We start from the raw sequence: 26,127 nt of genomic DNA on the forward strand, positions 1-26,127 counted from the left end.
AATTACTCGGAATCTTGCCATAACATCGCTTTAAATTGTATTTTTTGACGTAAATACGTTGGTTCTCCATTGACTACGTGAAAAATCGGTTCTTCTTTTCTTCCCACTGCCATATAACCATCTCGACGCATTCTTGCCAAACAATCTTCAATTGACTCGTTTTCTTCTACTTCATACCAAATTTGTTTTTTCCCCAAATCTTTCTTCCTTTCAATCTTGTTTCCAATTATTTTCCCAGTATGAATTCCATTATACCTTTAGTTTGTTCCTTTAGTATGTATGATGTATTAATAAAATGCTCTTCGCCAAAACGTGAAGTAGATTTTCGTTCCGACTAGGCATTTTCCTGAAGGGCGTCCGATGAGCTGCTTGGGCAAGCGAATGTTTTTTATGTGAAAGCGTAAGTGCAATGTAACGACAGCGGCACGATGTTGGTCACGAAGGCGTAATTATTGGATGTAATATTTTTAACCTTCTTTCCTCAACTTGCTCGCTCCAGGGTCTATCTGTGACGTTATCCCTCAAAAAGTCGTCCCCCCTTTACTTAACTGACAGCTATTAAAAAGAAATTATTGTTACTAATCGAAGACAAATTAAAAGAACTGCAGAAAAATAACTGCAGTTCTTTATTAAGGATTTTGAAATCCGTAGATTCCAATTAAATATGCACCTAGGAACAGAAACATTAAAAAAGCATTGAGTACAATCAAAACTATACGAATATCGCCTTTAATACCCAAAATTGCGCTAATTATTCCTAATACTCCCAACACAAATGGCGTAAATATACTTAGATCATAAAGGTAATTAAAAAAACTACCATACCATTTTGATGAATCATAGCCAAACATAAAGAGTGTAATTATTAAGGAAAATATTGATAAAGCAGAAAAAATGTTACGCCTCATTTTTTAATTCCCCCTTATTAAAGCATGATATGTGTTATAGATCTAATTTCAATTTAAAATTCGCTAATAATGCTCGTCCGACTTTACTCTTTGAGCAATAAGTGATGGATATATCAAATGTTGAGGCAATATACAATGTGAAGCATCGCCTGTTCTAGCGCCGCCTCTTCCTATTTTTAGACATTCCAGCAAGATGTAAGAATCTCTCTTGATGGCGTTCTATTCTCCTGTTCGTCAATTCTATCAGTCGTTTTTGTTTCTACGGGCACAAATGTGTTCTCCCCTCGAAACATTCCACAAACAGTTTGCTTTGCTCGTTTTTTTGGTTCTAAGTCAAATGTTGGGGTCTATATTCTTTCAACACCTTAACCCAGATGAACTCCGATTTCTTTATACTTTAAATTTAATAAGATTTTTGCTCGAAAGTGATCGAAGCGTCGAAAGCCAAATGCATTCCGTTTCATCACTTTTGTTTTGTTATTAATACCTTCTAAGAAGCCATTGGAATAACCAAAACTAAAGCTATTTAAGATTTCTACTTGCCAGTTTTTAAATGTTTGAATTGCTTTTAAGAAAGCTGGTAATTTTGTCTCTTCCACCTTACGGTAAAAAGCTAATAATCGCTTCTTTACTTCTACGACATCATTCTTTGTCTTTGCCCAATCAAACCATTCACAATAGGCTTCCTTTAATTCATGAGCTACTTTTAATGTTTTAGACATTTCTGTATAGCGCTGTAAGTACCACTGTTGTTTTGGTGATAATTTAGATGCACGTTTATAAAATACATGACGCATACGTTTACACTTTGTGCGATTGTATTTGTCCCATTCTTTTTGTACTTGTCGGCGCACTTCATCCATTGCCCAATAGATATAACGACTAAAATGAAAGCGGTCTGCCACAATAACTGGTCGACCTAATGATTGACGAACAGCTGCTTTAAAACTTGGATTCATATCCATGACCACTATTTCAACATCTGCTCCATACTGATTTAAGTAATTTTTTATGGTTTCTTTTTTACGATTCGGTAAAATGTCAATCGGTTCGCGCGTCTCCGCATTCGCAATTATTAGCTGATAAGTACCTGCATCTGTATCGCCTTTATACTCATCAATCGCAATCGCTTTTGGTAAACGTACACCCTCTACTAATTGTTTATTCGCTACCTTTTTAAAACGTCGAATGACCGTCGTGGTTGATGTGCCTAGTACTTCTGCAGCTTCTTTAAATGTTTTAGCTTTAATAGCACGTATATTTATACTTGATTCCATTCCTTTGAGTAACGTTGATATTTATCCACGAAGGGGGATTTTTCAGAGAAACGCTTTCCACAATTACAAACATAACGACGACGCTTATAGAAAAGAATAGTTAAACGTTCAAACCATTTTAAATGATTTATCTTCTGTATACGATAATCGTGAACCTTCGATGTTTCTTTTTTACAAACTGGACATTGATGGGTACATTTAGGCAATTGTACATACAATGCGATTCGATCACCTACTTCTTCTACTTTTGTAATCTCTACATCTTTTAATCCTGGGATATTCATGTTAAAATTCATTTGCACAGTTCACCTTTCTATTACTTGTTTCTCGACAACTCAAGTATATAAGAAATGGTGATACTGTGCTTTTTTATGCATAAAATTGTGTGATTACCCCAACAAATATTATAGAACCGTTTTTTTGGAGAATATGTCGGGATTAGTTCATTCATTATGTAAATTTTAAAATGAGTATATCATTTTATTTTTATTTTATAAAACAAAAAAGCCGAGGAATAAATCCTCGACTTTTTTAGGTGCCTAGCGACGTCCTACTCTCACAGGGGGAAGCCCCCAACTACCATCGGCGCTAAAGAGCTTAACTTCCGTGTTCGGTATGGGAACGGGTGTGACCTCTTTGCCATCATCACTAGACTATTTTCGGCTTTCAATATACATCGTATTTCTTCGTCAGCTTCTGTCGTTCAGTCAGTCACGTACTTGAGTACGCTCCTTCCTTCTCTCCATCGCTTCCTCGAACTACTCGTATCTTGAAACCCTTGAAAGATTTGTTCTTTCAAAACTGGATAAACGGCGCATTGAATGCTTCAAACATTTTGGTTAAGTCCTCGATCGATTAGGTCCCAGTGTGGCCGATCACCCTCTCAGGTCGGCTACGCATCGTCGCCTTGGTGAGCCGTTACCTCACCAACTAGCTAATGCGCCGCGGGCCCATCTTATAGCGACAGCGAGATGCCGTCTTTCAGTATTTCACCATGAAGTGAAATAGATTATTCGGTATTAGCCCCGGTTTCCCGGAGTTATCCCAAACTATAAGGTAGGTTGCCCACGTGTTACTCACCCGTCCGCCGCTAACGTCAAAGGAGCAAGCTCCTTTTCTGTTCGCTCGACTTGCATGTATTAGGCACGCCGCCAGCGTTCGTCCTGAGCCAGGATCAAACTCTCCATAAAAAGAAATTTGATTAGCTCAAATTGTTTTGCTGGCATCATGTTTGATGTCCAAAATTTTGTTTCGTTCACTAACTCGAAGTTAGCTAGTAAAAACTTTATTGATTACGTTTTGCATGTTCAGTTTTCAAGGTTCATTAGTTCGTCACATTTAAGTGACTTACTATACTTTAACATAGTGTTGACTCTATGTCAATCATTTATGTTAGTAGTTTTTTTAGTTGTTATTGTTTCGTAACAACGTTTATAAATATATCATCTTAATATTAAGTTTGCAAGTGATTTTTTAAAGTAAAACTATTCCAAATAAATCAATTATACCTTAGCATAATTGATTGCGTCCGACATTGATCGGAGGCTTTAGGCAAACATGATGTTGGTCGGTCTCTCAGTCTTTACAATAGGACGTGACAACGACTGACTTCCTCTACAACTGAATGGAGTTAAAGGGAGTTTCTTCTATAATATAGAACTCAACTACACATGAATGTTATACATTCTAATATTTACATTATAAACAGTAGATAGTTTTATAGTTTTTAATTCTTCAATAAGAAAAGCACCTACAATTGTTAGTCAACAATTGAGGTGCTGTTTATCTTTATATTTAGCGTACCCATATAAAGTATGCAAGGAAGACAAAGAACAATCCGTACATCATAGGATGAATTTCTTTTTTACGACCCGCTAAAAGCATTGTTATTGGATAAAAGACAAAGCCTATTGCAATACCAGTAGCGATTGAGTAACCAAGAGGCATCATGATTACTGTAAAGAAAGCAGGTACGGCAATTTCGAATTTATCCCAATCAATTAAACGTAATGAAGATACCATCAGAACACCTACAATAACTAGAGCTGGCGCTGTTACTGCTGGAGTTACTACAGCTAGTAATGGTGAGAAGAATAATGCTACTAGGAATAGCATTGCAGTTACTACAGCAGAGAAACCTGAACGAGCACCTGCTGCTACACCAGAAGTTGATTCTACATACGCAGTTGTTGTTGATGTACCAAATAAAGAACCAATTGTTGTTGCAAGAGCATCAGCCATCAATGCACGGCTTGCACGTGGTAATTTATTATCTTTTACTAATCCTGCCTGTGTCGCAACTGCCATTAAAGTACCTGCTGTATCAAAGAAATCTACAAACAAGAATGTTAAGACAACTACTAAAAATTTAACGTTTAATAATGAATCAAAGTCATTGAAAATTGGTTTTAAAGCTACCATAAACGTAGAATCTACACTTGGAATTGCTGAAACAACTGCTGTAGGAGGTGCAATGACACCTGTAATCATACCAACAATTGCTGTTATAACCATCCCTAAGAAAATACCAATACTTCGTAGTTTAATAATAAGAATAATTGACAGGACAATCCCGAATACAGCTAGTAAAGTTGCACCAGAGAATGTTCCTAAAGTTACCAATGTAGCTGGGCTATCTGTTATAATGCCCGCTCCTTGTAAGCCAACAAATGTTATAAATAAACCAATACCTGCTGAAACCGCATATTTAAGTTGTACTGGAATTGCATTAATGACTGTTTCACGAATACCTGTTAACGAAAGAATGATAAAGATAACACCTGAGAAGAAAACACCTGTTAAACCAGTTTGCCATGGAATACCGTACGCTCCAACTACAGTGAAAGCAAAGAATGCGTTTAAGCCCATACCAGGAGCAAGTGAAATTGGGAATTTAGCGAAAATACCCATAATCAGAGAACCGACTGCAGCTGCTAATGCTGTAGCTACGAATACAGCTCCTTTATCCATTCCTGCATTTTCTAACATACCAGGGTTAACAGCTAAAATGTAAGCCATAGCAAGGAATGTTGTAATACCACCTATTATTTCGCGGCGATAATTAGTTCCTAATTCATCGAACATGAAATACTTTTTCATTTTAAAGAAATCCTCCGTATGGTCGTCTTCAATATCGAAAACAAAAAAGACACGCTGACTACTCTACTAGTCGCATGTCTACGATACATTTCACCATTACTAGCGTGAAATCAATTAGTGTCTATACATTGGTATATATAACTAAAATCGTAGTCAAGTTATTTACGGTAACTTGGTAGAAACTCACGGGCCTTATCCCCGACATTATACGACGACATATTTAATTTACAATCAATATATCATTTCACTTTTCAGATTTCAACCCTATTTCCGAACATTTTTTATGAAATACACACGAAAGTTCGTGTAAAATCCTTATTTAATGTTCACGTTTTAAGAAATCGTTGCATAAATAGGTCAAGGCTGAACGTTTTATCGATAGTTATAAAATAAAAAAATCCCCTTGAACTCATTCGAATTCTTGAGGATTTTAACAGAGCTTCCTTGAGCAACATATGTTTAGTTAATCACTTTACTTTGCAAGAGCTGAATTCTTTTTTCTAATTTTTGTTTCCAATCTTCTGCTAACGCATCAACTACTTGTATACGTTTCATCGCAAGTGCGTCTTTGTTTTTAAAATACACTTCGTTGCAATGTAAAACTGAGATACCTTCAGGGTGCTTTTCTACTAATTCGATTTTTGAATCTGCACAGATTGTCCCTTCTTCCAGTACACGAGCAAGGAAGCCCGTATAACCTGTTTCAATTAAACGTTTAAGTAAAATGTTCGCCTCAGCATATTTATCAATCGTACTACAAGGTACACGCCCTTGAGTAACTTGGATGATAGCATTACCTATTTTATAAATATCACCAATACAAATATCGGCTTCCAACATATTCGTTACTGTTAAGTTTTCACCGAATGCTGCTGTCGGCAACGGTTTACCAAGTTCCTGTTCCCATTGTATGTAATGCTCCGCAGGATATAAACAAACAGCACGGTCAGGACCACCATGATGTTTTTTATCTGCTACATCGTCCCCCTCAAATCCACGAGCAGACAAATATACTTCTTGTACTTTCCGTTTTTCAATCCCTGTAATCATTGAGCGCCCATTACTATAATGCAATTCTTTCGGCATACCAATAGCAAGTGTGTGAATCATCGCTTTATTTTTTTCCATTTCCGTCCCTCCTAAACTAAACAACGACATAGAGTCCTATTTATATTTATTAGTTTACTATACCTAATGTTTCGAAAGTATTATCCTTAAAATAAAGAATTTCAAAATTTATTGCGGCTTAACATCCTCTACTTTCTCAACTCCTTATTCCTTAAATATATACAATCTGTTTAACTTCTTCATCTGCAGAAAAGTAACTTAAATATGTATTTATCTTTACCAGCTATAAAGGTAGCAGACTTCTGTACCTGTCGCTTCGCTTTCGCTATAGAAAAATGGATGGTGTAAAAACTGTAGCTTTAAATTTACTGAATCAACGTTGTAACAAAACCTATTTATTTTGCAACAAAACGAAAAATCGTCGTAAGTTCCGAGAAGTGTTGCTACGATTAAAACAGAAAGGAGATCCACATGAAATTCAACTACATTTGGAAAAACAATCAATCATCTTCTGAAATTGAGATTATCAGTAATCCATCGAATAAAGAATTGCTATCGACAATTGAACAGCAATTTTTTCAATCTATAACATTAAGCGCAACAGATCTCAAAACAAATCGTCAGGTTATGATTGAACTCAATAACATCGAGGCAATTGAAGCATCTGGTCATTTCACCAAAATCTTTTTAATAAATGGTACAGAACTATTGCTGAATAAAATTTTAAAAGAATTATCTTACTTGGAATCATTCGGATTGGTTAGAATCAATAATTCAATGATTTTGAATTTGCATCAAATACACTCATTTGCTTCGGGAAGTCACGCTAGATTGGAAGTTATTACAAAACAACAAAATAAGTATATTGTCAGTAGACATTATGCAAAATCTATTAAGGAGAAATTAATATGATAAAAGACTTAAAAAACAGCTTTTTATACGTTTCATTTTTGGGGTTGATTTGGATTGTTTTCTTAATTACTATTTTTAATCTTCACGAAGAAACAGTCAACTTTTTTTACATTTGGAATTTAATTGGTATTAGTGTTCTGATGGGGATTGTTTTTGGTATAACTTATCCATATTTGTGGAACTACTCAACATTAAAAGTAACATCTAAAATTACTATTAGTACCTTTTCGAATTTTTTCTGTGGCATAGGAAGTGTATATCTTTTTTCACTGAAAGCATTTGCAATTATTAAACCTTATTTATTGCTAATTTTAGTGATAACGTTGCTTGGTCATATCATCGGATTTTATTTTTTCTCAAAATATGAAAATAAAAAAATAGCGGATAGTTTGAATAGATCGCTTGAAAATTAAGGAGACTGAAATGAACCTCAATACTAGCTTACAAGTACTATTAAACGATATTGCTCAGAAACAAAAGAAGGGGCTTCCTTTTATAATGGCCTCAATATTTATTTGGGGAGTTATCACAGTAATCGCGTTGCTGCCTTTAGATTTAATGATAAAAAATATTGGTATTTTATCTTGTGGTGCATTGCTGTTTCCTGTGTCAATTCTTTGTGCCAAACTATTAAATGTTGATTTATTTTATAAAGAAAATCCATTAATTAATGGACTTTTGATTGCAACAAACAATCAAATTTTATATTTACTTATTTGCATTCTTTTATTACTTAAAGCACCTATGTGGGTCTTACCTGTTTATGCAATTATTTACGGTGCACATTTGTTACCATATTCATTCTTTTATCAATCAAAAAATTATCGATATAGTTCAATATTTATTTGTATAGCTATTTTGATAAGTGTGATTTTCTTCCATTTAAATGTTATTTTTATCTCGTTAATCGTAGAAATTGGTGTACTTTTCTTATTTTTAATGCTGAAAAAAGAAATAAAAAGCTAGTCTGAAAAAAATCAGACTAGCTTTTTATTCAAAATCAAACGAGGAGATTATTCCCACTCAATCGTTGCAGGTGGCTTAGATGTAATATCATACAGTACGCGGTTAACGTGTTTTACTTCGTTTACTAGGCGGACAGAGATTTTCTCTAGTACATCCCAAGGAATGCGTGCCCAGTCTGAAGTCATACCGTCGATAGATGTTACCGCACGGATACCGATTGCATAGTCATACGTACGTGCATCACCCATTACGCCAACTGAACGGATGTCAGGTAATACCGTGAAGTATTGCCAGATGTCGCGATCAAGACCAGCTTTTGCGATTTCTTCACGTAGGATGAAATCAGATTCGCGTACGATTTCTAGTTTTTCTTCTGTTACTTCACCAAGTACACGGATTCCTAGACCTGGGCCTGGGAATGGTTGACGCCAAACGATTTTTTCGTCAAGGCCAAGCTCTAATCCTAGTGCGCGCACTTCGTCTTTAAATAATGTGTTAAGTGGCTCAATTAATTGGAATTGCATGTCTTCTGGAAGACCACCAACGTTATGGTGAGATTTAATAGTTTGTGCAGTTGATGTTCCTGATTCAATGATATCTGTGTAAAGCGTACCTTGTGCTAGGAAGTCCATTCCTTCAAGTTTAGCTGCTTCTTCATCGAATACGTAAATAAATTCGTTACCGATAATTTTACGTTTTTGCTCCGGATCAGAAACGCCCGCAAGTTTATCCATGAAACGTTGACGTGCATCGATTTTAATAAGATTCATGTCGAAGTCTTCTGTGAATGTTTTCATAACTTGCTCAACTTCACCTTTACGGTTTAAGTTGTGGTCAACGAACATACAAGTTAGTTGGTCGCCAATTGCTTTATGAATTAGAACAGCAACAACTGATGAGTCTACACCGCCAGAAAGTGCACATAATACTTTTTTGTCGCCTACTGTTTCGCGGATTTTTGCAATTTCAAGCTCTATGAAGTTTGCCATTGACCAATCGCCTTTTGCTCCACAAATGTCGAAGACGAACTGACGTAATAAGTCGTTACCGTATACAGAGTGACGTACTTCTGGGTGGAATTGTACTGCATATAGTTTACGTTCTACATTTGCCATTGCAGAGATTGGGCAAGCAGCACTTGTTGCGATTACTTCAAAACCAGCAGGTACTTCTGTTACATGGTCACCATGGCTCATCCAAACGATTTGCTCAGTTGGTAAGTTACCGAATAACTTGTTTGAAGCTGTTACTTTAATTTCTGCTTTACCATATTCACGTGTTTCAGCACCTTCAACTTTACCACCTTGCGTATGTGCCATTAATTGCATACCATAGCAAATACCTAAGATTGGTAAGCCTAATTCGAAAATAGCTGGGTCTACATGGAAGGCATTTTCGTCATAAACTGAGTTTGGACCACCTGAAAAAATAATACCTGTTGCGTTCATACCTTTAATTTCTTCAGCTGTAATCGTATGAGGATGTAACTCACTGAAAACGCCAAATTCACGGATACGACGTGTAATCAATTGGTTAAATTGGCTACCGAAATCAAGAACGACGATTTTTTCTTGCTCTAATAAAGGGCTTGCTGACAATATATCCACCTCTTCTACTATTTTTAAAGGACTTTTCATATGTTCAAAGAAAAACGCGTATGGAAGTAAAAACTTCCTACGCGTTCATAAGCTCTAAATTTATAAAGGCGAATGCGTAGCAAAGAAAAGTGATTTACTAATACTAACCTTCTCACCTAACCAAAACATTCACCTTCATAGAGAAATCATTTACGGTGATTTCGTAGAAACATCCGAACCTTATTATCGAACTTATATGAAAGCAATCCTCATCATATATAATTTTTTTCATTTTACTCTTTGTACCCATCAAAATCAACTGATAGTGCGATTGATTAAATTTTCCCAACTTTCTTTCAGTTCCATGAAATCAACCTCTTGTTTATCTTTACCATAAATATGCTGTTCATATACAGCAGTTAGTTTTTGCATCTCTTCTGTCTCAAGCGACTCATCTACTCTTATAGCAAATGCTCGTAATGTTTCGCCATCTTTTCGGCGTAACCCAATACGAGATAATTGCTTCATTAAAACATGATAGGAAGCATCAAAATTTGTCCAGTCCGCTTCTTTTTTACGAAATGCTCGTACTTGCATTTTAGGTATCCACGTTTTACGTTGCATAAACAAAGCAATGCTAGCGATGACCATCAAAATGCCTAGAGCAATCCATACATAAGTAAGCTTTTTCATCCATGTCCAAACAGAATCAAAACTAAATGACGTTGAGCTAGATGTTTCTTTCTTCGGCTCTTGCTCTTGCTTCTTTGGTTGTTCTTGTTTTTTTTCTGGCTGCAGTACTTGCTCCTCCTGAGGAGTGTCTTGCTCCATATCATAATTGATATTCATATTTCTAGAAAATCCAATTGTCGGTTCAAACTCCATCCAGCCTGTTCCAGGTACATATGCTTCGACCCATGAATGTGCATTATCATTTGTAACTTGGTACTCCTGTAAACCATCTGTTATTCGACCAGGCTTGCCCGGTGCGAAGCCTTTTACCCAACGTGCCGGTATCCCAGCTGAACGTAAGAGGACCACCATTGATGTTGAGAAATTATCACAGTAGCCAACTTTAGTATCAAATAAAAACTGATCCACATAATCTTGTCCCTCAGCAGGAATTGCTACTTCTTTTTTATCGTATCTAAAGCCGTGAGATGAAAAATAACTTTCAATTGCTTTTATTTGATCATATACGGAAGCCTTATCGTGTGTGATTTCTTTCGCTAAATTCACTACACGTGGCGGAAGTGTATTTGGCAACTGTAAGAAACGATTAAAGGAAGGATCTAATGTTGCTAACGTAGCTGTTTTAGACATTTGAAGCTGCTTCATGCTATATTCTGGCTCACTATAAGAAATCGTATAGTTAGACAATAATTTCGATTCACCATTCTGTTGTTCTATTGCTATTTTTTCAGTGTGTTCATCCTGAATAAACAGCGGTGAATCTTGGGCAGAAACAGATATCATACCATACGTTTGCAATAAAAATGGCATTGGAGTAGCAATGTCTATTTGAATTTGACGTTCTTTTTCTAGAGATCCAACTTGTAACGAAGTTTGGATAGGGGTATTTGTTTGGTAAACATTTTTGCCAAAGTTCCCCTTCGAAAGAATCCAGCCCTTCGAAGTATAAGTGTCCTTTGTATCTATACGCCAATAATGGCGATCACGAGAAGTTGCCGTAAAAATTAGTGTATTATCACCTTGAAACGGTCCTCCTAATCGGCTATCATCCTCGCTGTAACCAACTGTTTTTGCACCTGTTCCACCGTCCCCTTGCCCTGCAACGCCTTTAATAAAAGGCACAGGATCAGCCCAGGTCGGTCCTGTCTTAGGTAAAAAGAATGCCACTGAACTAATGAGCATTACCGAAACGATCATCGGAATAACCAGTTTCCACTTTCCTATTACATTGCTCGGTGCATCTGTTTGAAGCCATAAGCTTTTAACAAACAGTAAACCAGTCATTATTAATCCAAGCACAAGTACTTTAACAATCGCTACCTTTCCATCATAGTCACTAAACGTATCTAGTGTGGCAATAAAGAATACAGTTAACGCGAAGAAATAGAATATATTTTTCCGCACAGTTATCCAATGATGAATTAGGTATATTAACATCCAAATAAGCGCAAGGAATAGCACCGTTCTAAATGAATCCGAAACTTGTCCAACATCGCCCGAAAGAATGGTCGTCATATTCCATTTCCACTCATGTATTAAAAATGGTATTGTCTGTCCTGAAAAAAAGGGACTTTCACTATAAACAAACACTATAAACCAAGTAATATAACCTAATTTCACTAAGCCCGACAATATCGGATGTACTTGAAATAAGCTGAGTATCAATGCTAGACCGATAAACACTAAAAACAAATGAACCAAGCCTGTATTCGTCAGCTCCATGACAGGAATAAGCCATTCACGTAAAATTAGAAAAATTATTACGTATGCTATTGATAATTCTATAAAATTTCCTAGTGATTTTTTCACGGCTTCATCACCTCCGTGAACAGATTGTAATAATCTGTTGGATTTACGTGTACAACATGAATTTGTCTATAACGTTTCGCCAATTCTGTTTGCATAGGTGGTTGCTCCGCTACTACAAAACAAATACAGTTTTTCACCATATTGGCTAGAGAATGAAGTAATTCATCCGATACTTCACTCGTAACATACAGTAATGTTGCAATATGCTTAAACACTTGCTGATCTCGTAATTGAAATTTGACCGTTTCAGCAGGTTTTATAGCAGCTAAATGATGCATTACTTGATCTAGCTGCTTATTACCTTGGATAATCGGAAACACCTTCGTGTTCGAACCAGCTGAAACAAATGATATATCTCCACGTTCTCCGACAATTGTTTGTAGCATCGAAGCTACAAGCTCAATTTTTTCTTCAAATAACGGAGATTTTCCAGCATGGAGTATTAACATTAACTCCTGCGATTGACGATCTTCAAATTCCTTAGATTGCAATGTTTGTGTTTTCGCAAATGATTTCCAGTGAATCCACGAAAAACGGTCACCTGGAACATACTCACGTAAGCCAACAGCCATGGATGTATCCTTAACAATTGAATAAGGTGACATCATTGTACCAACATCAAATTTTGTTTGAAGCGCGGCATATCTCATCTCGCGTACTCTCGGGTAAACTAAAATGACTTGTTCCTTTTCTGCCGTAACTCGCTTTTTTGCCCAGCCAAAAAAATCACAGAATACAATCGTAACACCTAAGTAACGATGCTCGCCACGGGACATATTTTCCAATACGTAATCCCAGCTAAATTTTTTCCTGAAGCCAACGAACTTAATGCTATTCGTTCCTTGCACCCTTGATTGAACAAGGGCTTCACTGTTCACAAGTTCCTCCATCATCATATAAACAAACGGAAAGCGTGTTTTTCGTTCCACAGTAATTGTAACCTTAGCAGATTGTCCACTCTCTACATGGGAGGGCTCAATTTTACGTTCCACTAGTAAAATATCTTCTTTCACCAGTAAGAAAATAAATGCATATAACAAAAACGGACTAACTGTAAAAAACACAAACCAGCTGACAAATCCACCTTGGAACATGGCATAACAAAACGTTATGATCATCAACAAAGATACTAATAAGAAATGTTTACTTTTCTCAATTAAAGCTTTCCATTTCTTCATTGCTCTGCAAACCTCTTTGTCGGCACAGGTGTTTTCGCAATAATTCGCTCAATAATTTCATCTGCCGTAACGTTATCGTAACGTGCATCGGGTTTTAATACTAAACGATGGCTAAAAACAAATGGTACTAAATATTGAACATCATCAGGCGTAACATAGCTACGCCCTTTAATAAATGCATAAGCTTGTGAAGCTTTCATTAAAGCAATCGTTGCGCGAGGACTTACGCCTAAATATACATAGCTATTTTCCCTTGTTTGAGTCGCAAGCTCGACCATATAGTTTTTGACCGAATCTTCAACATACACCCCCTGTACAAGCTCCTGCAATTCATTTAATTGCGCAACTGTTAGCACCGCCTCAATTTTTTCAATTGGTTTACCATGTTCAGCACGACGGAGAATTTCCACTTCTTGTCCTCTTGAAGGATAGCCCATTTTTATTTTTAGTAAGAAACGGTCTAGCTGTGCTTCTGGTAACGGATATGTTCCTTCATGCTCAATTGGATTTTGAGTGGCCATAACGAAAAATGGTTGATTGATTGTTAAAGTTTTACCATCAATCGTGACAGAGGCTTCCTCCATCCCCTCAAGTAAAGCAGATTGTGTTTTAGGAGACGTACGATTAATTTCATCGGCTAAAATGACATCTCCCATGATCGGACCAGGTCGAAACTCAAATTCCAACGTTTTTGGATTATAAATAGATACCCCTACAACATCAGACGGTAATAAATCAGGTGTAAATTGAATCCTTTTAAACTGTGCATCAAAGGATTTTGCCAATGCTCGCACCATCATCGTTTTACCAACACCTGGTACGTCCTCAAGCAAGACATGCCCTCTTGCCAGCAAAGCTACGATGCTGAGCTCTGCAACCTCTCTTTTGCCTATCATTACTTTTTCTATATTTTCTAATACATCTTGTATTTGTGAATTCATAAATCAAAAACCTCCTCTATCATTTTCAGCAATTATTTGAATTGCATGACAACTCCTTTAAGAATAACGAAATATGTTCAGTAACACAATTAGTATGAAACAATCATCTATTACTTCATCCCTATAGCTCGAGCATGTAGTGAGAAAAAGAATATTACTTTAGCATGAAAAAGAAGGCTTGTCTGAATACAATTCAAACAAACCTATCTTTTAGTATAACGTTATTACCTATCAAAATGTTACAGATTTAATTTTTTTAACCATAAATTCTCTAACGAAGATGAATTTTCTTGTAAAAATATTTCCTTTAATTCGCCAGAAATAAGTATGTGTCCTTCATGTAAAACTAACACATCGTCCGCTATTTCCTCCGCAAAAGCAAGCAAATGCGTAGAAAAAATTACAGTACAGCCCTTTGCTTTTTCCTCGAGCATCATTTTTTTCAGCTCCGCAATCCAAAAAGGATCAAGACCATTCGTAGGCTCATCTAAAATAAGCAAAGAACCGTCACCAAGTAAACTTTGAGCGAGATTAAGCCGTTGACGCATCCCCTTTGAGAAATGCTTCACTTTTTGCTTTCGAACATCCCATAAAGCTACGCGTCTCAGTACATCTTCCTGTTCCTTTTTGCCAATTTTCTTTAAAGAGGCAAGTAGTTGCAAAATTTCTGCAGCTGTTAACATAGACGGAAAGTCCACATCGTCAGGCATATATCGAATAGCTTGTGGTTTATGCCATATTATTTCTCCAGATTTTTGCTTTTCTTGCCCAGTTAGCAGGCGAATTAAAGTACTCTTTCCAGCACCATTTCCTCCTACAAGCGCTAAAATACGCCCCGCCTGTAAAGAAAAGGAGGCTTCATGAAGACCTCTATTATTATCATAAATATTCGATAACTTCTTTGTTTCTAAAAGCATCAGCTTCTTTCCCCTTTCTATCAATTATGCCTCGACATAATTGCGTCTTGAATCGGCTTTGTGCTTAGGCCTGCAAAATGTTTTTTTGCGCGAAAGCAGCAACTGGATTTGTCTGTGCGAAAGCGAAGCCAACAGCAACAGCATGATGCAGGTCAGTTAGCCGTTATCGCATGGATACGATGATTTTTAAGCTAACATCCTTTAAGAACCACTTCCCGATTCTGTGACATCCGCCGGAGGCTTTATCTTCTTTCACTGAAAGAAGAAGAAGATAAAAGTAAGCTAGTGTATACTAATGGACATACTATCCAAAGCAATGTCACAGCTACGTATACTACGTAACCTAGTGGTGACGAATAAAACTGCGTTACTTGATAAAATGCTGGTCCAAGCACACTAGCCTGATCTGTAAATATAAAGTAACCAAAGCGCAGCCACTCCACAGGATTAATATGTATCGCTATAATCGTCAGCTTTTGCAGAATATGCCCCGCCACGATCGTTCCAATAGCCATTAAAGCGTAAGAAATTAGCAATAAAAAAATGGACCAAAATACAAGTGATAACGATAGTGCAAATAATCTTGTTTTTGCAAATGCCCCCACAGCAATAGCCAATGACACAAAAATAAAGATACATAGCAAATTTAGAATAATGAAAATAAATGGCAAACGCACTCCGCCAAGAAATCCACCAAGCGCTAAAATTACGCCAAACGCCACGACAATGACTAATAAAAATGCAAGCACAGAGGCAATATACTTTCCTGCTATATATTGCAGACGTGTCATCGGATATGTCTTTAATAACGAAAACCAGCCTGATTCCACATCACCAGCGATGCTCATACTACCGATCGTTAAAATAAACAGCGGCAATAAAAACAACAATACATTTAAAAACGAAGCTGTCTGTCTTGTAAAACCCTCTACATCCGGCAATGCCATTTGCTGTATGACAATGATGGCTGTAAAAACGAATGTGAAAAGTATGCCTACAAGTTGCATCCAACGACTTCTGAGCATTTGCTTTAATTCTAGTTTAATAAGCATACTGTACATCACTTATGGATCCCCCATTTAAAATCTTGTAAATCCTTATAAGCAAGCAGCTGACCTTCTCCCTCTTTAGTCATCCACGCCCGTGCCGCTTCCTTCGAATCGAGCGCAACTACCCCATAATTCATCGGAGTCCAATAATCCTTGTTGTATACATAAACAGCGTTAAAAACGTCAATCCATTCATTTTTTGCTGCATCTTTTATAAAGGCCGCTCCAATCTCACCTTCCCCATTCGCTTCTATATATTCCATTAGACAGCCAATATCATCAAAAATTTCATAATCACCATTTTTCAATGCAATCTGACCAGCATATGCATTGTGAACGATACTCATATTGCAAATTTTACAAACATCGGTTTCACTAACTATTTCACGAGGCTCATATGTTTTTTCACTACAGCCCATCAAAACACCACAACATAGCATTACAATCATCATCCATTTTTTCATTCTGTTATTCCTCTTTTCCATAGCCATAAACTACTTACTGTCAAGAATAATCCTACTAACATTTGCACCACATTTATCTTAGTCTTCTCGTTCACATGCTTCGTCGCCAATTTGGGCGTATTATCCACAAGCATATTCTTTTCAGTTTTATTAATTTGCTGATCCAGTGATGTCAATAAAATGACGCTCGGAGATGCCACAAAATATTGGTAAACAGGCTGGCGTACCATCCATTGACCAAAGCTCGACACAGCCACATATGGAATATCACCGATACCATTGTCTTTTAAATCAATCCCTGAGTAATCATCATAATAATTACTTACTAGTTGAAAGCCTTGCTTATCAGAGCGAGCCGTTAAAATGTTACCTGTAAAGTTATTACTACTAGCCGTTGTGTCGTCACTTACCTTTGTACCTTCAATGGCTGTTTGGTTCATCTGAAAATCATTTGTTTCAATTTGGATAGTTGAACTTTTCTGCATCGCTACACCAGTTCGGTTATTTTTAATCGTGTTATGTTTAATTTCGGCCTGTTGTACATCATACAGCAGCATACCGTAGCCATTAAAATCAAAATGATTAGCTACTATATTATGTTCCAGGAATATGTCTGTCGTCATCATAATCATAAGGCCAGTCACATTCTGAGCATATGTGTTGAAAAGTGCTTCAGCATCAGTTGTATACATAAAGTGTGTACCGTAACGACTACTCGTTACCTTATTATGTTGAACAACAATATGCTTGACCTCTTCTACATATATCCCATCCTGCACTTGCTCAACAGTATTGCCTTCGATAGTGATGTCCTCACTCTTAAAAACAGCCACCCCATTACCTTTTTTGGAATAATGACCTTCACTACCAGTCACATTGATATTTTGTATACGTATATTTTTGGAGCGTTGTATATGGATACCTGTATGAACATCTTTAATTTGTAACTTTCGTAGCTCCAGTCCATCTACAGCACTAGCTACGATCGCTTTATTTTTCCCTGATAACTTTATATTTTCCACAGTGACATTAGTAGTGTTTTCAATTCGGAGTGAGGGGTTGTCTCTTTCACCGATAAGTTCCGTTCCCTCTTCACCTTGTAGCGTTATCGGTTTTGTCACAATAAAATTACCTTGGTAACGACCAGCAGGAATATGAACGACTTCCCCAGGCTTTGCTATATTAATGGCCTCCTGTACATTAAAGTCGGCGTGCACTGTCTGACTCATAAATAGAAAAAATAATAAGGCAAACCCTATTTTTTTCACCAATCCGTACCTCCCAGTTCAGCACGAAAAGACTAGAGGATTTCCCCCTAGTCCATTCGATTAATGACTTTGACCATCATGATTCTTTTCTTCCATATGCATAGAATCAGATTCACCTTTTGCTTCTTTTTCAGCTTTTTCTTTCATTTTCTTGTTACGACGCTCTAACGCATCATCTTTAATTTTTTGTAATTCCTCTACATGTGCAGTTGGATTGTCAGCGATATATTTGTCTGCATCCGCTTTATCTTTGAAATAAATATATCCCCAATTCATTGGAGATTTTAGGTCCGTTTTGACGATCGTTGCATCATCAACCTTTACCCAATCTTTCGTGATATAATCACGTACAAATTTTTCGTTCTTTTCATTATTTGCAACCTCGGCATTTACTAAACAGCCTATGTCATCATAAAAGGCGATTGTTCCATCCTCTTTTATTGCTTGAGTAGAGAATTCCCCCATATCTTCGTCCTTCAAATACACTTTCATATTACACATTTCACACATTGTACCTTCTTTTGGCTCTTGTAAACGTGGATCCACTAAAGAAGCGACTTGTGTAGTTTTATCCTTTGCTTCTGCTTCACTTGTTGTAGCATCTTCTTGCTTAGACTCTTCTTTCTTAACTTGATCTTTTTCTGTACCACACGCCGCAAGTAAAAGTAATGTTGCAAGTGCAGGTAACCATATTTTTTTCACAATTGCTTCCCCCAATATTTCGTTTTTTCTGTTTCTATTACATACTTTACAGGTAAGTTGTGAAATAAGTTAAAAATTGCTGTGAAGTATTGGAAAAATTACCTTGAATATTCATTGAACATCTTGACTTCAAATAGTTTGAATAAAAAATATATACTCCTATTTTTTTATAACACTTGTCGGCAAAGCAAGGAGTTGATTTCCGTTGACACCATTTGGGTTTTCAACATAAAAAAACTCCCTACATCCTGAATGTGTAGAGAGTTTGAGTTTATGACGTTATATAGAAGAGCGGTAACTATTGAGAAGCTTCTTTTGCTTGCTGACAATACTTAGCTTAACGGCAGTTTCATTTAATTCATTGCGTATTTGTAAATCGTAAGCATCGTCCACAAAACTAACCGCTATTTTATTGGGACGTTGCTGCTGGATTTGGCTAGTGTTACTTAAATGCCTTTTATCTTTATTCTTTAGCAAACTGTTTTTAAACTGTTTCTTCGGATTTTGTCCGAAATTATGACTTAAATCCCCAGCATGTAAATACTGTTGTTCGTTACGAAATATACTACTAGTCGTCGAACTTACTCTAGAAGTCCTCATATATAATTACCCTCCTTTACTTTTTATCAACTTTGTAGGTATTTATATCGACATTATATGCTTGAACTTAATATTACAGAACCAAATTGCTTAAAAAAAGTGAAAAGAGCTATAAGAAAAAGTGTTAACACTTTTTCTTATAACTCTTTTCCCAAATAGTTATCGGCTCATCCAGGAAAGCCGCCTAGTCAGAAATGAAAAATCAACCCCACGCTATGTTGATAGCTATAAATTACTTCCAAAAATCATCAAAAATGGTAATTGGCATATGGCGTTTGTGTTGTGAACGTAAATAATGCCCTTCCAATGTTTTACGAGCATCCTCAGGGATTTCCTTCCCCTCCAAATAATCATCAATTTGGTCATACGTTAAACCAAGAGCTACTTCATCTGGTAATGAAGGACGATCTTCCTCTAAATCCGCTGTTGGTACCTTTAAATATAAGTGCTGCGGGCAATCAAGCGCCGCTAGTAACTGCTTACCCTGACGCTTGTTGAGACGGAAGATTGGCATTAAATCCGCGCCACCATCCCCAAATTTTGTGTAAAAACCTGTAATGGCCTCCGCAGAATGATCGGTACCTAGCACAACAGCATTATTCATAGCAGCAATAGAATACTGCACCTTCATTCGCTCACGTGCCTTTTCGTTCCCTTTAGCAAAATCGCTTAGTTCAATACCCGCATTCGTTAATGTTCTAACACTTGCATCGACTGCATCTTTAATGTTGACCGTATAAGTCTTCGTAGGTTTTATATAGTCAAGCGCATCCTGACAATCCTTTTCATCCGCTTGCACACCATATGGTAAACGAACAGCCCAAAATGAGTACTTCGCTTCTCCCACCTCGGCATTTAATTCATCGACTGCAAGCTGCGTTAATTTTCCAGTTAACGTGGAGTCTTGACCACCTGATATCCCAAGAACAAATCCCTTTACAAAGCTATAGTGACGCGCATAGTCCTTTAAAAAATTAATGGATTTGCGAATCTCTTCCTGCGCATCAATAGTAGGTAACACACGTAATTCCTTAATGATTTCTTGCTGTAATGTCATTTTGTCCTTCACTCCTTACACTTTACAATCGATTGACCATTTCACTTACTTCTTCAATATTACGCATTTTATTATTCCAACATTTTTGGCTTAAATCGACTGGGTATTCCTCAGGATTCATGGCGCGTTTATATTCATCCCATAACAACTCTAAATTATTAGCTGCATAATCACGCATTTCTTCCAAAGTAGGATTTTGATAATGTATTACACCATTTTTAATTACATGATGATGTAAATTCTTAGCTTCAAAGTTCGTTACAAATTTTGATACGAACGTATGAACAGGGTGGAACATTTTAATTCTTTCCTCTGATTGAGGATTTTCATCTTGCATAGTGATGTAATCTCCCTCTGCCTTGCCATTCTTTCGATCAATAATGCGATATACGTGTTTAAGACCTGGCGTCGTTACCTTTTCAGCATTCGCAGAAATTTTAATCGTATCTTCTAGTTGCCCATCGTTATTTTCAATAGCAACCATTTTATACACAGCGCCTAGAGCTGGTTGGTCATAGGCAGTAATGAGCTTTGTACCAATTCCCCACACATCAACTTTTGCACCTTGAGCCTTTAAGTTTAAGATCGTATATTCATCTAAGTCATTTGATACGATAATTTTAGCGTTTTGAAATCCTGCCTCATCTAACATACGACGTGCTTCTTTTGACAAGAAAGCTATATCCCCACTGTCTAATCGAATGCCAATAAAATTAATTCTGTCTCCAAGTTCTTTAGCCACTTGGATCGCTGTTGGCACACCCGATTTTAACGTATTGTAAGTATCTACAAGGAATACGCAATCACGATGACGTTTTGCATAGGAGTGAAATGCATCATAATCATTTTTATAGGCTTGTACAAGTGCATGTGCATGTGTACCCGATACTGGAATATTAAAGAGTTTACCTGCTCGCACATTACTAGTTGAAGCAAAACCACCAATAAACGCCGCACGCGTTCCCCAAATCGCTGCGTCCATCTCCTGAGCGCGTCGTGTACCGAACTCCATCGCTACTTCATTTTTTATAATTTGTTTAATACGGCTAGCCTTTGTTGCAATTAAGGTTTGGTAATTCACAATGTTAAGTAGTGCAGTTTCTATTAGTTGCGCTTCTACTAAAGGTGCTTCAATGCGAATAATTGGTTCATTAGCGAAAACAGTTTCTCCTTCGACCATAGAATACATATCCCCTGTAAAGCGAATATTTTTTAAATACTCGATAAAATCCTCTTTATAACCAACCTCTTCACGCAAATACATTATGTCTGAATCCGTGAAACGAAAATTACGTAAATATTCAAGCATTCTCTCTAATCCCGCAAAAATTGCATAACCATTGCCAAAAGGTAATTTTCTAAAATATAGTTCGAAAACCGCTTTTCTATTATGTATACCATCAGCCCAATACGATTCTGCCATATTGATTTGGTACAAGTCAGTGTGTAGCGCTAAGCTATCATCTGCATAGTTTGATCTCACAAGAAACCCCTTCTTCCGCTTTGATAATTAGTCCTAGTATACACTATATACCCAAATTCTTGCGTATTACATCCTCCAACTTTAATGTTAGGTTTCCTTACGTTAATAATCAGAAAATTTAGAAACGTTCACATTTTAGACACGATTTTTAATACCGCTTTCATTCCCCTTTTAAAAACATTTTCAGTAAACTATTACGAAAGTCGAAATATCACATGTAACAAAATATAACATGAATATTCAAATAATTATTGCGCCATTTTTCATAGCGCCTTAACATGTAAATTAAATTTATTCAAGGAGCTGATATTGATGAAAAAAATTGAAGCAATTATCCGTCCCGAAGTTTTCGGCGCGGTCAGGGACGAACTTGCACAGGAAGGAATTGCAGGGCTCAGTGTTTCAGAAATTGCTGGCTGCGGTCGTCAATTAGGGCGTACAGGATTATTTCGTGGAAATACTTACGAAATTGAGTTTTTGCCAAAGTTGAAATTAGAAATGATTGTTGATGATGAGAAAGTAGATTCCATTGTTGACGTTTTATTACGTAAGGCAGCAACCGGTAAGGTTGGAGATGGTAAAATCTTCATTTATCCAATAGAACAAGCAATTCGTATCCGTACAAAAGAAGTCGGATCCATTGCAGTCGAATAAGGGGGGCGATATATATGGATGAAATAACATTATCTATAAATTTAGTTTGGATGATGCTCGGTACAATTTTAGTATTCTTTATGCATGCAGGATTTGCGATGGTTGAAGCGGGCTTTACACGCTCAAAAAACGCAGTGAATATTATTATGAAAAACTTCCTAACGATATCGCTTGGTGGCATTGTCTATTTTCTCTGTGGTTACGCTATTATGTTTGGTGATTCAGTGGGCGGTATCTTCGGTACAAGTGGCTTTGCCTTAAACGGTGTAGATAATCTTTCCTTCTTTATTTTCCAAACGATGTTTGCAGCAACTGGAGCAACGATTTTATCTGGAGCAGTAGCAGAACGTACTAATATTTTTGCTTATATAGGTGTCATTATTATCATGTCGTCACTTGTTTATCCTGTTGTTGGTCACTGGGTTTGGAGTGGTCATGGATGGTTAACAAATCTCGGTTTTATCGACTTCGCTGGATCTACCGTTGTCCATTTAACAGGTGCAGTGGCGGCATTTGTAGCTGCGGTAATGGTCGGTCCACGTCTCGGAAAATATGAAAATGGTCGTATTAACATTATTACAGGACATAGTATTCCATTAGGAGCTTTAGGCGTATTTTTACTTTGGTTTGGTTGGTTTGGGTTCAACGGTGCCTCTACATTAGCTGCTGATCCTAAACTTGTTCCGAGCGTAATAGCAACTACATTTTTCGCTGCTGCTGCAGGAGTTGTGGCTACAGCCTTTTATACGAAATTTCGATATGGTCATATCGATGGCTCACTCACATTAAACGGTGCTTTAGCAGGACTTGTGAGCATTACCGCTGGTGCAGCTAATGTTAGTATTTTTGGTTCACTTATTATCGGATTAATTGCTGCTCCATTATTGGTCGAGAGTGTCCGCTTCATTGAATGGAAGTTAAAAGTCGATGATCCTGTTGGTGCAATCGCTGTCCATGGTATTTGTGGTATTTGGGGTACTCTAGCTGTTGGCTTGTTTGATATTGGTGGTCAAGGATTATTTTATGGAGGAGGTTTCAGCCAATTAGGAGTGCAAGCTATTGGGATTTTTGCTACCCTCGCTTGGGTTAGCGTTTCCGTAGTAGCCGGTTTACTTATTATAAAAGTATTTGTGCCATTACGAGTTTCTGCCGAAGAAGAAGTCACTGGCCTAGATGTCATTGAACACGGTGCTCCTGCTTATGAGTTTCAGGATATTTTCAAAGGCTCTGCAGTGCGGGGAGAAACATTTGCTCATCGTTTAACTCATTTCGGTAAAGCAAATAACAATGTCCAAGAAGAACATGTATAGTATTTAATGAACTTCATCTTCTTAAATACAAAAAAACAAGAATCTGCAATTTCTTCGGCAAACTGAAGATTATGCAGATTCTTGTTTTAGGCTCTTTCTAGCTCCAATAAAAATTCTTTCATAGCTAGTCCACTACGAAAACCTGTTAGCTTGCCATCTTTTCCAATGACTCGATGACAAGGAATAATGGCTAATATCGGGTTGGCACCAATTGCACTGCCTACAGCTCTTACTGCTTTCGGATTTCCGATACGGTGTGCAATATCTGAGTACGTTGTCGTTGTACCATATGGTAGCTCCTTCAAAGCATCCCAAACCGCTAGTTGAAATGGTGTCCCCTTGACATGTACTGGTACATCAAATTCAATGAGCTCTTTCTTAAAATAAGCCGTTAATTGCTTAGCATATGGCTGTAACTTTTCTTTATTCTCTTCAAAGCGATAGCCTTTAAATGGTTTTTTTGCCCAAACTTCTACCTCTTCAAATGGTGCATTCGGAGTTCCTGTATAGACAAGCCCTTCATCTGAAGCAACAATATACATATTACCTTGTGCATATGTTAATGTATCTACATACAATACATCCATTCCCTACCCCCCTTAACTTAATTAGTATCCACTGCCTGTAAATAACTTTAGAATCCCTTTGTTTCATGCTACAGTTATTTTACCTATTAGTATAAAGGAGTTTTAACTTTATGAATACTTCATATGAGCCTGCCATTCACTTTCAACAGGTCACCTTTTCATCGAATGACAAGATGATAATAAAATCGATTACTGGTTCATTCCCAAAAGGAAAAATCACTACATTAGTCGGCCCTTCAGGTGCTGGCAAAACAACTCTACTTAAATTGTGCAATGGACTATCATCTCCTACAGATGGTCAAATATTAATTGATAATCAAGCCATTTCTACTTACGAGCCAACCGCTTTAAGAAGGTATGTGAGTATGGCTCTTCAAGCAGCCCCAATGATAGAAGGAACTGTATTTGACAATCTTGCACTCCCTCGTTCGTTACAAGGAGAAAAACTTACAGAGCAAGAAGCTATCCAATATTTACAAGACGTTGGACTCGATCAAAGCTTTTTACAACGCCCTACAAATAAATTATCTGGTGGACAACGACAAAAAGTCTCTATTGCAAGAACACTTATTAATCAGTCCTCCATTTTATTGCTAGATGAAATCACATCTGCACTAGACCGTCAATCCGTGCAAGAAATTGAGGCACTTATTGCTACAATCCATAAAAAGTTTAATGTCACAATCATTTGGATCACTCATAATTTACAGCAAGCGTTGACAATCGGACACTATACTTGGGTTATGATGGACGGAGAACTAATTGAAACAGGAGAAAGTTCCTTACTTAACGCACCTAAAAATCCACGGGTCGCTGAATTTGTACAGGGGGTGAATGTATGACGTATACTTCGCTTTCCTTAACGTTAATTTTTGTTTTAATTCCTCTTCTACTGTCAAAAACCTTAAAGCTAGGACTTGAAAAAGATACACTTATCGCTACTATTCGTTCTATTGTTCAACTACTTGCCGTAGGTTACATTTTAAAATTTGTCTTTGATGCTCAAAGCTATATTTATATTTTCCTTATGGTAACTTTAATGGTTATAGTAGCAACATTAAATGCTCGTAAAAAAGGGAAAGGTATTACGGGTATTACATGGAAAATAGCACTAACTCTTATTGTAGTAGAATTTGTTACGCAAGGAGTATTGCTAGGTTTTAATATTGTACCTGCAACAGCGCAGTATATTATTCCAATTAGCGGCATGATGATTGGAAATTCAATGGTATTATCGGTTCTATTTTTAAATCGTTTTACATCGGAAATTGCTAGTCATCAGAACGAAATTGAGTTAATTTTGTCGTTAGGCGGCACACCAAAACAGGCAATTCATCGACAGCTAATGAATGCGATAAAGGCCAGTATGATTCCTACTATTGAAAGCCAAAAAACAATTGGTCTAGTTCAATTACCAGGTATGATGAGTGGCCAAATAATTGGCGGAGCAGACCCTATTCAAGCGGTGCAATTCCAACTATTAATCATTTTCGCCCTACTAACAGCAGCGACATTATCAAGCATAATGATAGGTTTTTTAAGCTATCCTGCACTTTTTAATGAGCGCATGCAACTACTTGAAGTAAAATAATTGTTATAGTAAAAACA

At 37.0% G+C, this 26,127-nt stretch carries 24 protein-coding genes, 1 rRNA gene, 1 pseudogene, 2 riboswitches and 1 other annotated feature; of the genes and pseudogenes, 7 read left to right on the forward strand and 19 right to left on the reverse strand.

Translation table 11 applies throughout. The features are described 5' to 3' along the window. Positions 1-2 precede the first annotated feature (2 nt). The 6 genes and pseudogenes from MY533_RS19320 to MY533_RS19345 form a co-directional block, all read right to left on the reverse strand. Positions 3-197: an NETI motif-containing protein gene (locus tag MY533_RS19320; RefSeq protein ID WP_132363502.1), complete on the reverse strand. Its 195-nt coding sequence runs from the start codon at positions 195-197 to the stop codon at positions 3-5. Positions 198-629: 432 nt separating this feature from the next. Continuing rightward, on the reverse strand, positions 630-908 hold the full coding sequence (locus tag MY533_RS19325) for a hypothetical protein (protein WP_248717226.1): 279 nt from the start codon (positions 906-908) through the stop codon (positions 630-632). Between the two features lie 365 nt (positions 909-1,273). Beyond that, positions 1,274-2,487, reverse strand: a pseudogene (locus MY533_RS19330) (ISL3 family transposase). A gap of 235 nt (positions 2,488-2,722) precedes the next feature. Further along, positions 2,723-2,838: ribosomal RNA gene (gene rrf / locus MY533_RS19335) — 5S ribosomal RNA — on the reverse strand. Positions 2,839-3,007: 169 nt separating this feature from the next. After that, positions 3,008-3,321 (reverse strand) — a sequence feature (16S ribosomal RNA rRNA prediction is too short). 658 nt (positions 3,322-3,979) lie between these two features. Beyond that, on the reverse strand, positions 3,980-5,284 hold the full coding sequence (locus MY533_RS19340; protein WP_248717227.1) for an NCS2 family permease: 1,305 nt from the start codon (positions 5,282-5,284) through the stop codon (positions 3,980-3,982). 130 nt (positions 5,285-5,414) lie between these two features. After that, positions 5,415-5,516, reverse strand: a riboswitch (purine riboswitch). A gap of 227 nt (positions 5,517-5,743) precedes the next feature. After that, on the reverse strand, positions 5,744-6,412 hold the full coding sequence (locus tag MY533_RS19345) for an MOSC domain-containing protein (RefSeq protein ID WP_248717228.1): 669 nt from the start codon (positions 6,410-6,412) through the stop codon (positions 5,744-5,746). A 411-nt stretch (positions 6,413-6,823) separates the two neighbouring features. Between MY533_RS19345 and MY533_RS19350 the strand changes: the two genes are divergently transcribed. Genes MY533_RS19350 through MY533_RS19360 form a run of 3 tightly spaced genes read left to right on the forward strand, consistent with a single transcriptional unit; the run spans position 6,824 to position 8,230 of the window. Further along, the gene (locus tag MY533_RS19350) at positions 6,824-7,264 is read left to right on the forward strand and encodes a LytTR family DNA-binding domain-containing protein (protein WP_248717229.1); all 441 of its coding nucleotides are present in this window, start codon (positions 6,824-6,826) and stop codon (positions 7,262-7,264) included. Then, positions 7,261-7,677, forward strand: coding sequence for a hypothetical protein (locus MY533_RS19355; RefSeq protein ID WP_248717230.1), 417 nt, complete (start codon positions 7,261-7,263; stop codon positions 7,675-7,677). The genes MY533_RS19350 and MY533_RS19355 overlap by 4 nt, the downstream gene beginning before the upstream one ends. A gap of 10 nt (positions 7,678-7,687) precedes the next feature. Then, positions 7,688-8,230, forward strand: coding sequence for a DUF7010 family protein (locus tag MY533_RS19360; RefSeq protein WP_248717231.1), 543 nt, complete (start codon positions 7,688-7,690; stop codon positions 8,228-8,230). Between the two features lie 47 nt (positions 8,231-8,277). Here the strand turns inward: MY533_RS19360 and guaA are convergent, their stop codons facing one another. The 12 genes from guaA to MY533_RS19420 all read right to left on the reverse strand — a co-directional run bounded on the left by guaA (position 8,278) and on the right by MY533_RS19420 (position 21,968). Further along, positions 8,278-9,828 (reverse strand): glutamine-hydrolyzing GMP synthase, encoded by a 1,551-nt coding sequence (guaA, locus tag MY533_RS19365; RefSeq protein ID WP_248717232.1) that lies wholly within the window; start codon positions 9,826-9,828, stop codon positions 8,278-8,280. A 157-nt stretch (positions 9,829-9,985) separates the two neighbouring features. Next, a riboswitch (purine riboswitch) is annotated at positions 9,986-10,087 on the reverse strand. A 35-nt stretch (positions 10,088-10,122) separates the two neighbouring features. Beyond that, positions 10,123-12,309 carry a transglutaminase TgpA family protein gene (locus MY533_RS19370; RefSeq protein WP_248717233.1) on the reverse strand — a complete coding sequence of 729 codons (2,187 nt, stop codon included), beginning with the start codon at positions 12,307-12,309 and terminating at the stop codon, positions 10,123-10,125. Next, complete coding sequence (locus tag MY533_RS19375) at positions 12,306-13,487, reverse strand: DUF58 domain-containing protein (RefSeq protein ID WP_248717234.1); 1,182 nt, start codon at positions 13,485-13,487, stop codon at positions 12,306-12,308. Before MY533_RS19375 ends, MY533_RS19370 begins: the two co-directional genes overlap by 4 nt. Further along, positions 13,484-14,428 carry an AAA family ATPase gene (locus MY533_RS19380; RefSeq protein ID WP_248717235.1) on the reverse strand — a complete coding sequence of 315 codons (945 nt, stop codon included), beginning with the start codon at positions 14,426-14,428 and terminating at the stop codon, positions 13,484-13,486. Before MY533_RS19380 ends, MY533_RS19375 begins: the two co-directional genes overlap by 4 nt. A 239-nt stretch (positions 14,429-14,667) precedes the next feature. Then, entirely contained in the window at positions 14,668-15,345 is a 678-nt protein-coding gene (locus MY533_RS19385; protein ID WP_371873275.1) for an ABC transporter ATP-binding protein, read from the reverse strand. Positions 15,346-15,587: 242 nt separating this feature from the next. After that, positions 15,588-16,406, reverse strand: a complete 819-nt coding sequence (locus tag MY533_RS19390; protein ID WP_248719252.1) for an ABC transporter permease — start codon at positions 16,404-16,406, stop codon at positions 15,588-15,590. Beyond that, positions 16,406-16,858 (reverse strand): nitrous oxide reductase accessory protein NosL, encoded by a 453-nt coding sequence (locus tag MY533_RS19395; protein ID WP_248717236.1) that lies wholly within the window; start codon positions 16,856-16,858, stop codon positions 16,406-16,408. Before MY533_RS19395 ends, MY533_RS19390 begins: the two co-directional genes overlap by 1 nt. Beyond that, the gene (locus tag MY533_RS19400) at positions 16,855-18,126 is read right to left on the reverse strand and encodes a right-handed parallel beta-helix repeat-containing protein (RefSeq protein ID WP_248717237.1); all 1,272 of its coding nucleotides are present in this window, start codon (positions 18,124-18,126) and stop codon (positions 16,855-16,857) included. The genes MY533_RS19395 and MY533_RS19400 overlap by 4 nt, the downstream gene beginning before the upstream one ends. 60 nt (positions 18,127-18,186) lie before the next feature. After that, entirely contained in the window at positions 18,187-18,828 is a 642-nt protein-coding gene (locus tag MY533_RS19405; RefSeq protein ID WP_248717238.1) for a nitrous oxide reductase accessory protein NosL, read from the reverse strand. Between the two features lie 279 nt (positions 18,829-19,107). Next, the gene (locus MY533_RS19410; protein ID WP_248717239.1) at positions 19,108-19,428 is read right to left on the reverse strand and encodes an NAD synthetase; all 321 of its coding nucleotides are present in this window, start codon (positions 19,426-19,428) and stop codon (positions 19,108-19,110) included. Positions 19,429-19,660: 232 nt separating this feature from the next. Continuing rightward, positions 19,661-20,485 (reverse strand): NAD(+) synthase, encoded by an 825-nt coding sequence (gene nadE, locus MY533_RS19415; protein ID WP_248717240.1) that lies wholly within the window; start codon positions 20,483-20,485, stop codon positions 19,661-19,663. A gap of 22 nt (positions 20,486-20,507) precedes the next feature. Further along, positions 20,508-21,968: a nicotinate phosphoribosyltransferase gene (locus MY533_RS19420; RefSeq protein ID WP_248717241.1), complete on the reverse strand. Its 1,461-nt coding sequence runs from the start codon at positions 21,966-21,968 to the stop codon at positions 20,508-20,510. Between the two features lie 312 nt (positions 21,969-22,280). Here MY533_RS19420 and MY533_RS19425 point away from each other — a divergent pair, with 312 nt between their 5' ends. Then, a complete protein-coding gene (locus tag MY533_RS19425) occupies positions 22,281-22,622 on the forward strand; it encodes a P-II family nitrogen regulator (protein WP_248717242.1) in 342 nt (113 codons plus the stop codon). Positions 22,623-22,636: 14 nt separating this feature from the next. After that, entirely contained in the window at positions 22,637-23,932 is a 1,296-nt protein-coding gene (locus MY533_RS19430) for an ammonium transporter (RefSeq protein ID WP_248717243.1), read from the forward strand. Between the two features lie 86 nt (positions 23,933-24,018). On the opposite strand, the gene MY533_RS19435 is transcribed toward MY533_RS19430, so the two are convergent. Next, positions 24,019-24,519 (reverse strand): methylated-DNA--[protein]-cysteine S-methyltransferase, encoded by a 501-nt coding sequence (locus MY533_RS19435; protein WP_248717244.1) that lies wholly within the window; start codon positions 24,517-24,519, stop codon positions 24,019-24,021. Positions 24,520-24,629: 110 nt separating this feature from the next. On the opposite strand from MY533_RS19435, the gene MY533_RS19440 reads away from it, so the two are divergent. Both MY533_RS19440 and fetB read left to right on the forward strand, forming a co-directional pair. Further along, on the forward strand, positions 24,630-25,361 hold the full coding sequence (locus tag MY533_RS19440) for an ABC transporter ATP-binding protein (RefSeq protein WP_248717245.1): 732 nt from the start codon (positions 24,630-24,632) through the stop codon (positions 25,359-25,361). Beyond that, a complete protein-coding gene (gene fetB / locus MY533_RS19445; RefSeq protein WP_132364175.1) occupies positions 25,358-26,110 on the forward strand; it encodes an ABC transporter permease in 753 nt (250 codons plus the stop codon). Before MY533_RS19440 ends, fetB begins: the two co-directional genes overlap by 4 nt. The last annotated feature ends 17 nt before the right edge of the window (positions 26,111-26,127 follow it).

It is taken from the genome of Lysinibacillus sp. Ag94, from assembly GCF_023242215.1.
GTDB lineage: Bacteria > Bacillota > Bacilli > Bacillales_A > Planococcaceae > Lysinibacillus.

Coding starts and splice junctions, on each gene's coding strand:
- MY533_RS19380 (WP_248717235.1), bottom strand. CDS start 14,428: ATGAATTCACAAATACAAGATGTATTAGAAAATATAGAAAAAGTAATG.
- MY533_RS19350 (WP_248717229.1), top strand. CDS start 6,824: ATGAAATTCAACTACATTTGGAAAAACAATCAATCATCTTCTGAAATT.
- MY533_RS19440 (WP_248717245.1), top strand. CDS start 24,630: ATGAATACTTCATATGAGCCTGCCATTCACTTTCAACAGGTCACCTTT.
- MY533_RS19340 (WP_248717227.1), bottom strand. CDS start 5,284: ATGAAAAAGTATTTCATGTTCGATGAATTAGGAACTAATTATCGCCGC.
- MY533_RS19435 (WP_248717244.1), bottom strand. CDS start 24,519: ATGGATGTATTGTATGTAGATACATTAACATATGCACAAGGTAATATG.
- MY533_RS19355 (WP_248717230.1), top strand. CDS start 7,261: ATGATAAAAGACTTAAAAAACAGCTTTTTATACGTTTCATTTTTGGGG.
- MY533_RS19325 (WP_248717226.1), bottom strand. CDS start 908: ATGAGGCGTAACATTTTTTCTGCTTTATCAATATTTTCCTTAATAATT.
- fetB (WP_132364175.1), top strand. CDS start 25,358: ATGACGTATACTTCGCTTTCCTTAACGTTAATTTTTGTTTTAATTCCT.
- MY533_RS19430 (WP_248717243.1), top strand. CDS start 22,637: ATGGATGAAATAACATTATCTATAAATTTAGTTTGGATGATGCTCGGT.
- MY533_RS19390 (WP_248719252.1), bottom strand. CDS start 16,406: ATGTACAGTATGCTTATTAAACTAGAATTAAAGCAAATGCTCAGAAGT.
- nadE (WP_248717240.1), bottom strand. CDS start 20,485: ATGACATTACAGCAAGAAATCATTAAGGAATTACGTGTGTTACCTACT.
- MY533_RS19425 (WP_248717242.1), top strand. CDS start 22,281: ATGAAAAAAATTGAAGCAATTATCCGTCCCGAAGTTTTCGGCGCGGTC.
- MY533_RS19345 (WP_248717228.1), bottom strand. CDS start 6,412: ATGGAAAAAAATAAAGCGATGATTCACACACTTGCTATTGGTATGCCG.
- MY533_RS19375 (WP_248717234.1), bottom strand. CDS start 13,487: ATGAAGAAATGGAAAGCTTTAATTGAGAAAAGTAAACATTTCTTATTA.
- MY533_RS19385 (WP_371873275.1), bottom strand. CDS start 15,345: ATGCTTTTAGAAACAAAGAAGTTATCGAATATTTATGATAATAATAGA.
- MY533_RS19395 (WP_248717236.1), bottom strand. CDS start 16,858: ATGAAAAAATGGATGATGATTGTAATGCTATGTTGTGGTGTTTTGATG.
- MY533_RS19360 (WP_248717231.1), top strand. CDS start 7,688: ATGAACCTCAATACTAGCTTACAAGTACTATTAAACGATATTGCTCAG.
- MY533_RS19410 (WP_248717239.1), bottom strand. CDS start 19,428: ATGAGGACTTCTAGAGTAAGTTCGACGACTAGTAGTATATTTCGTAAC.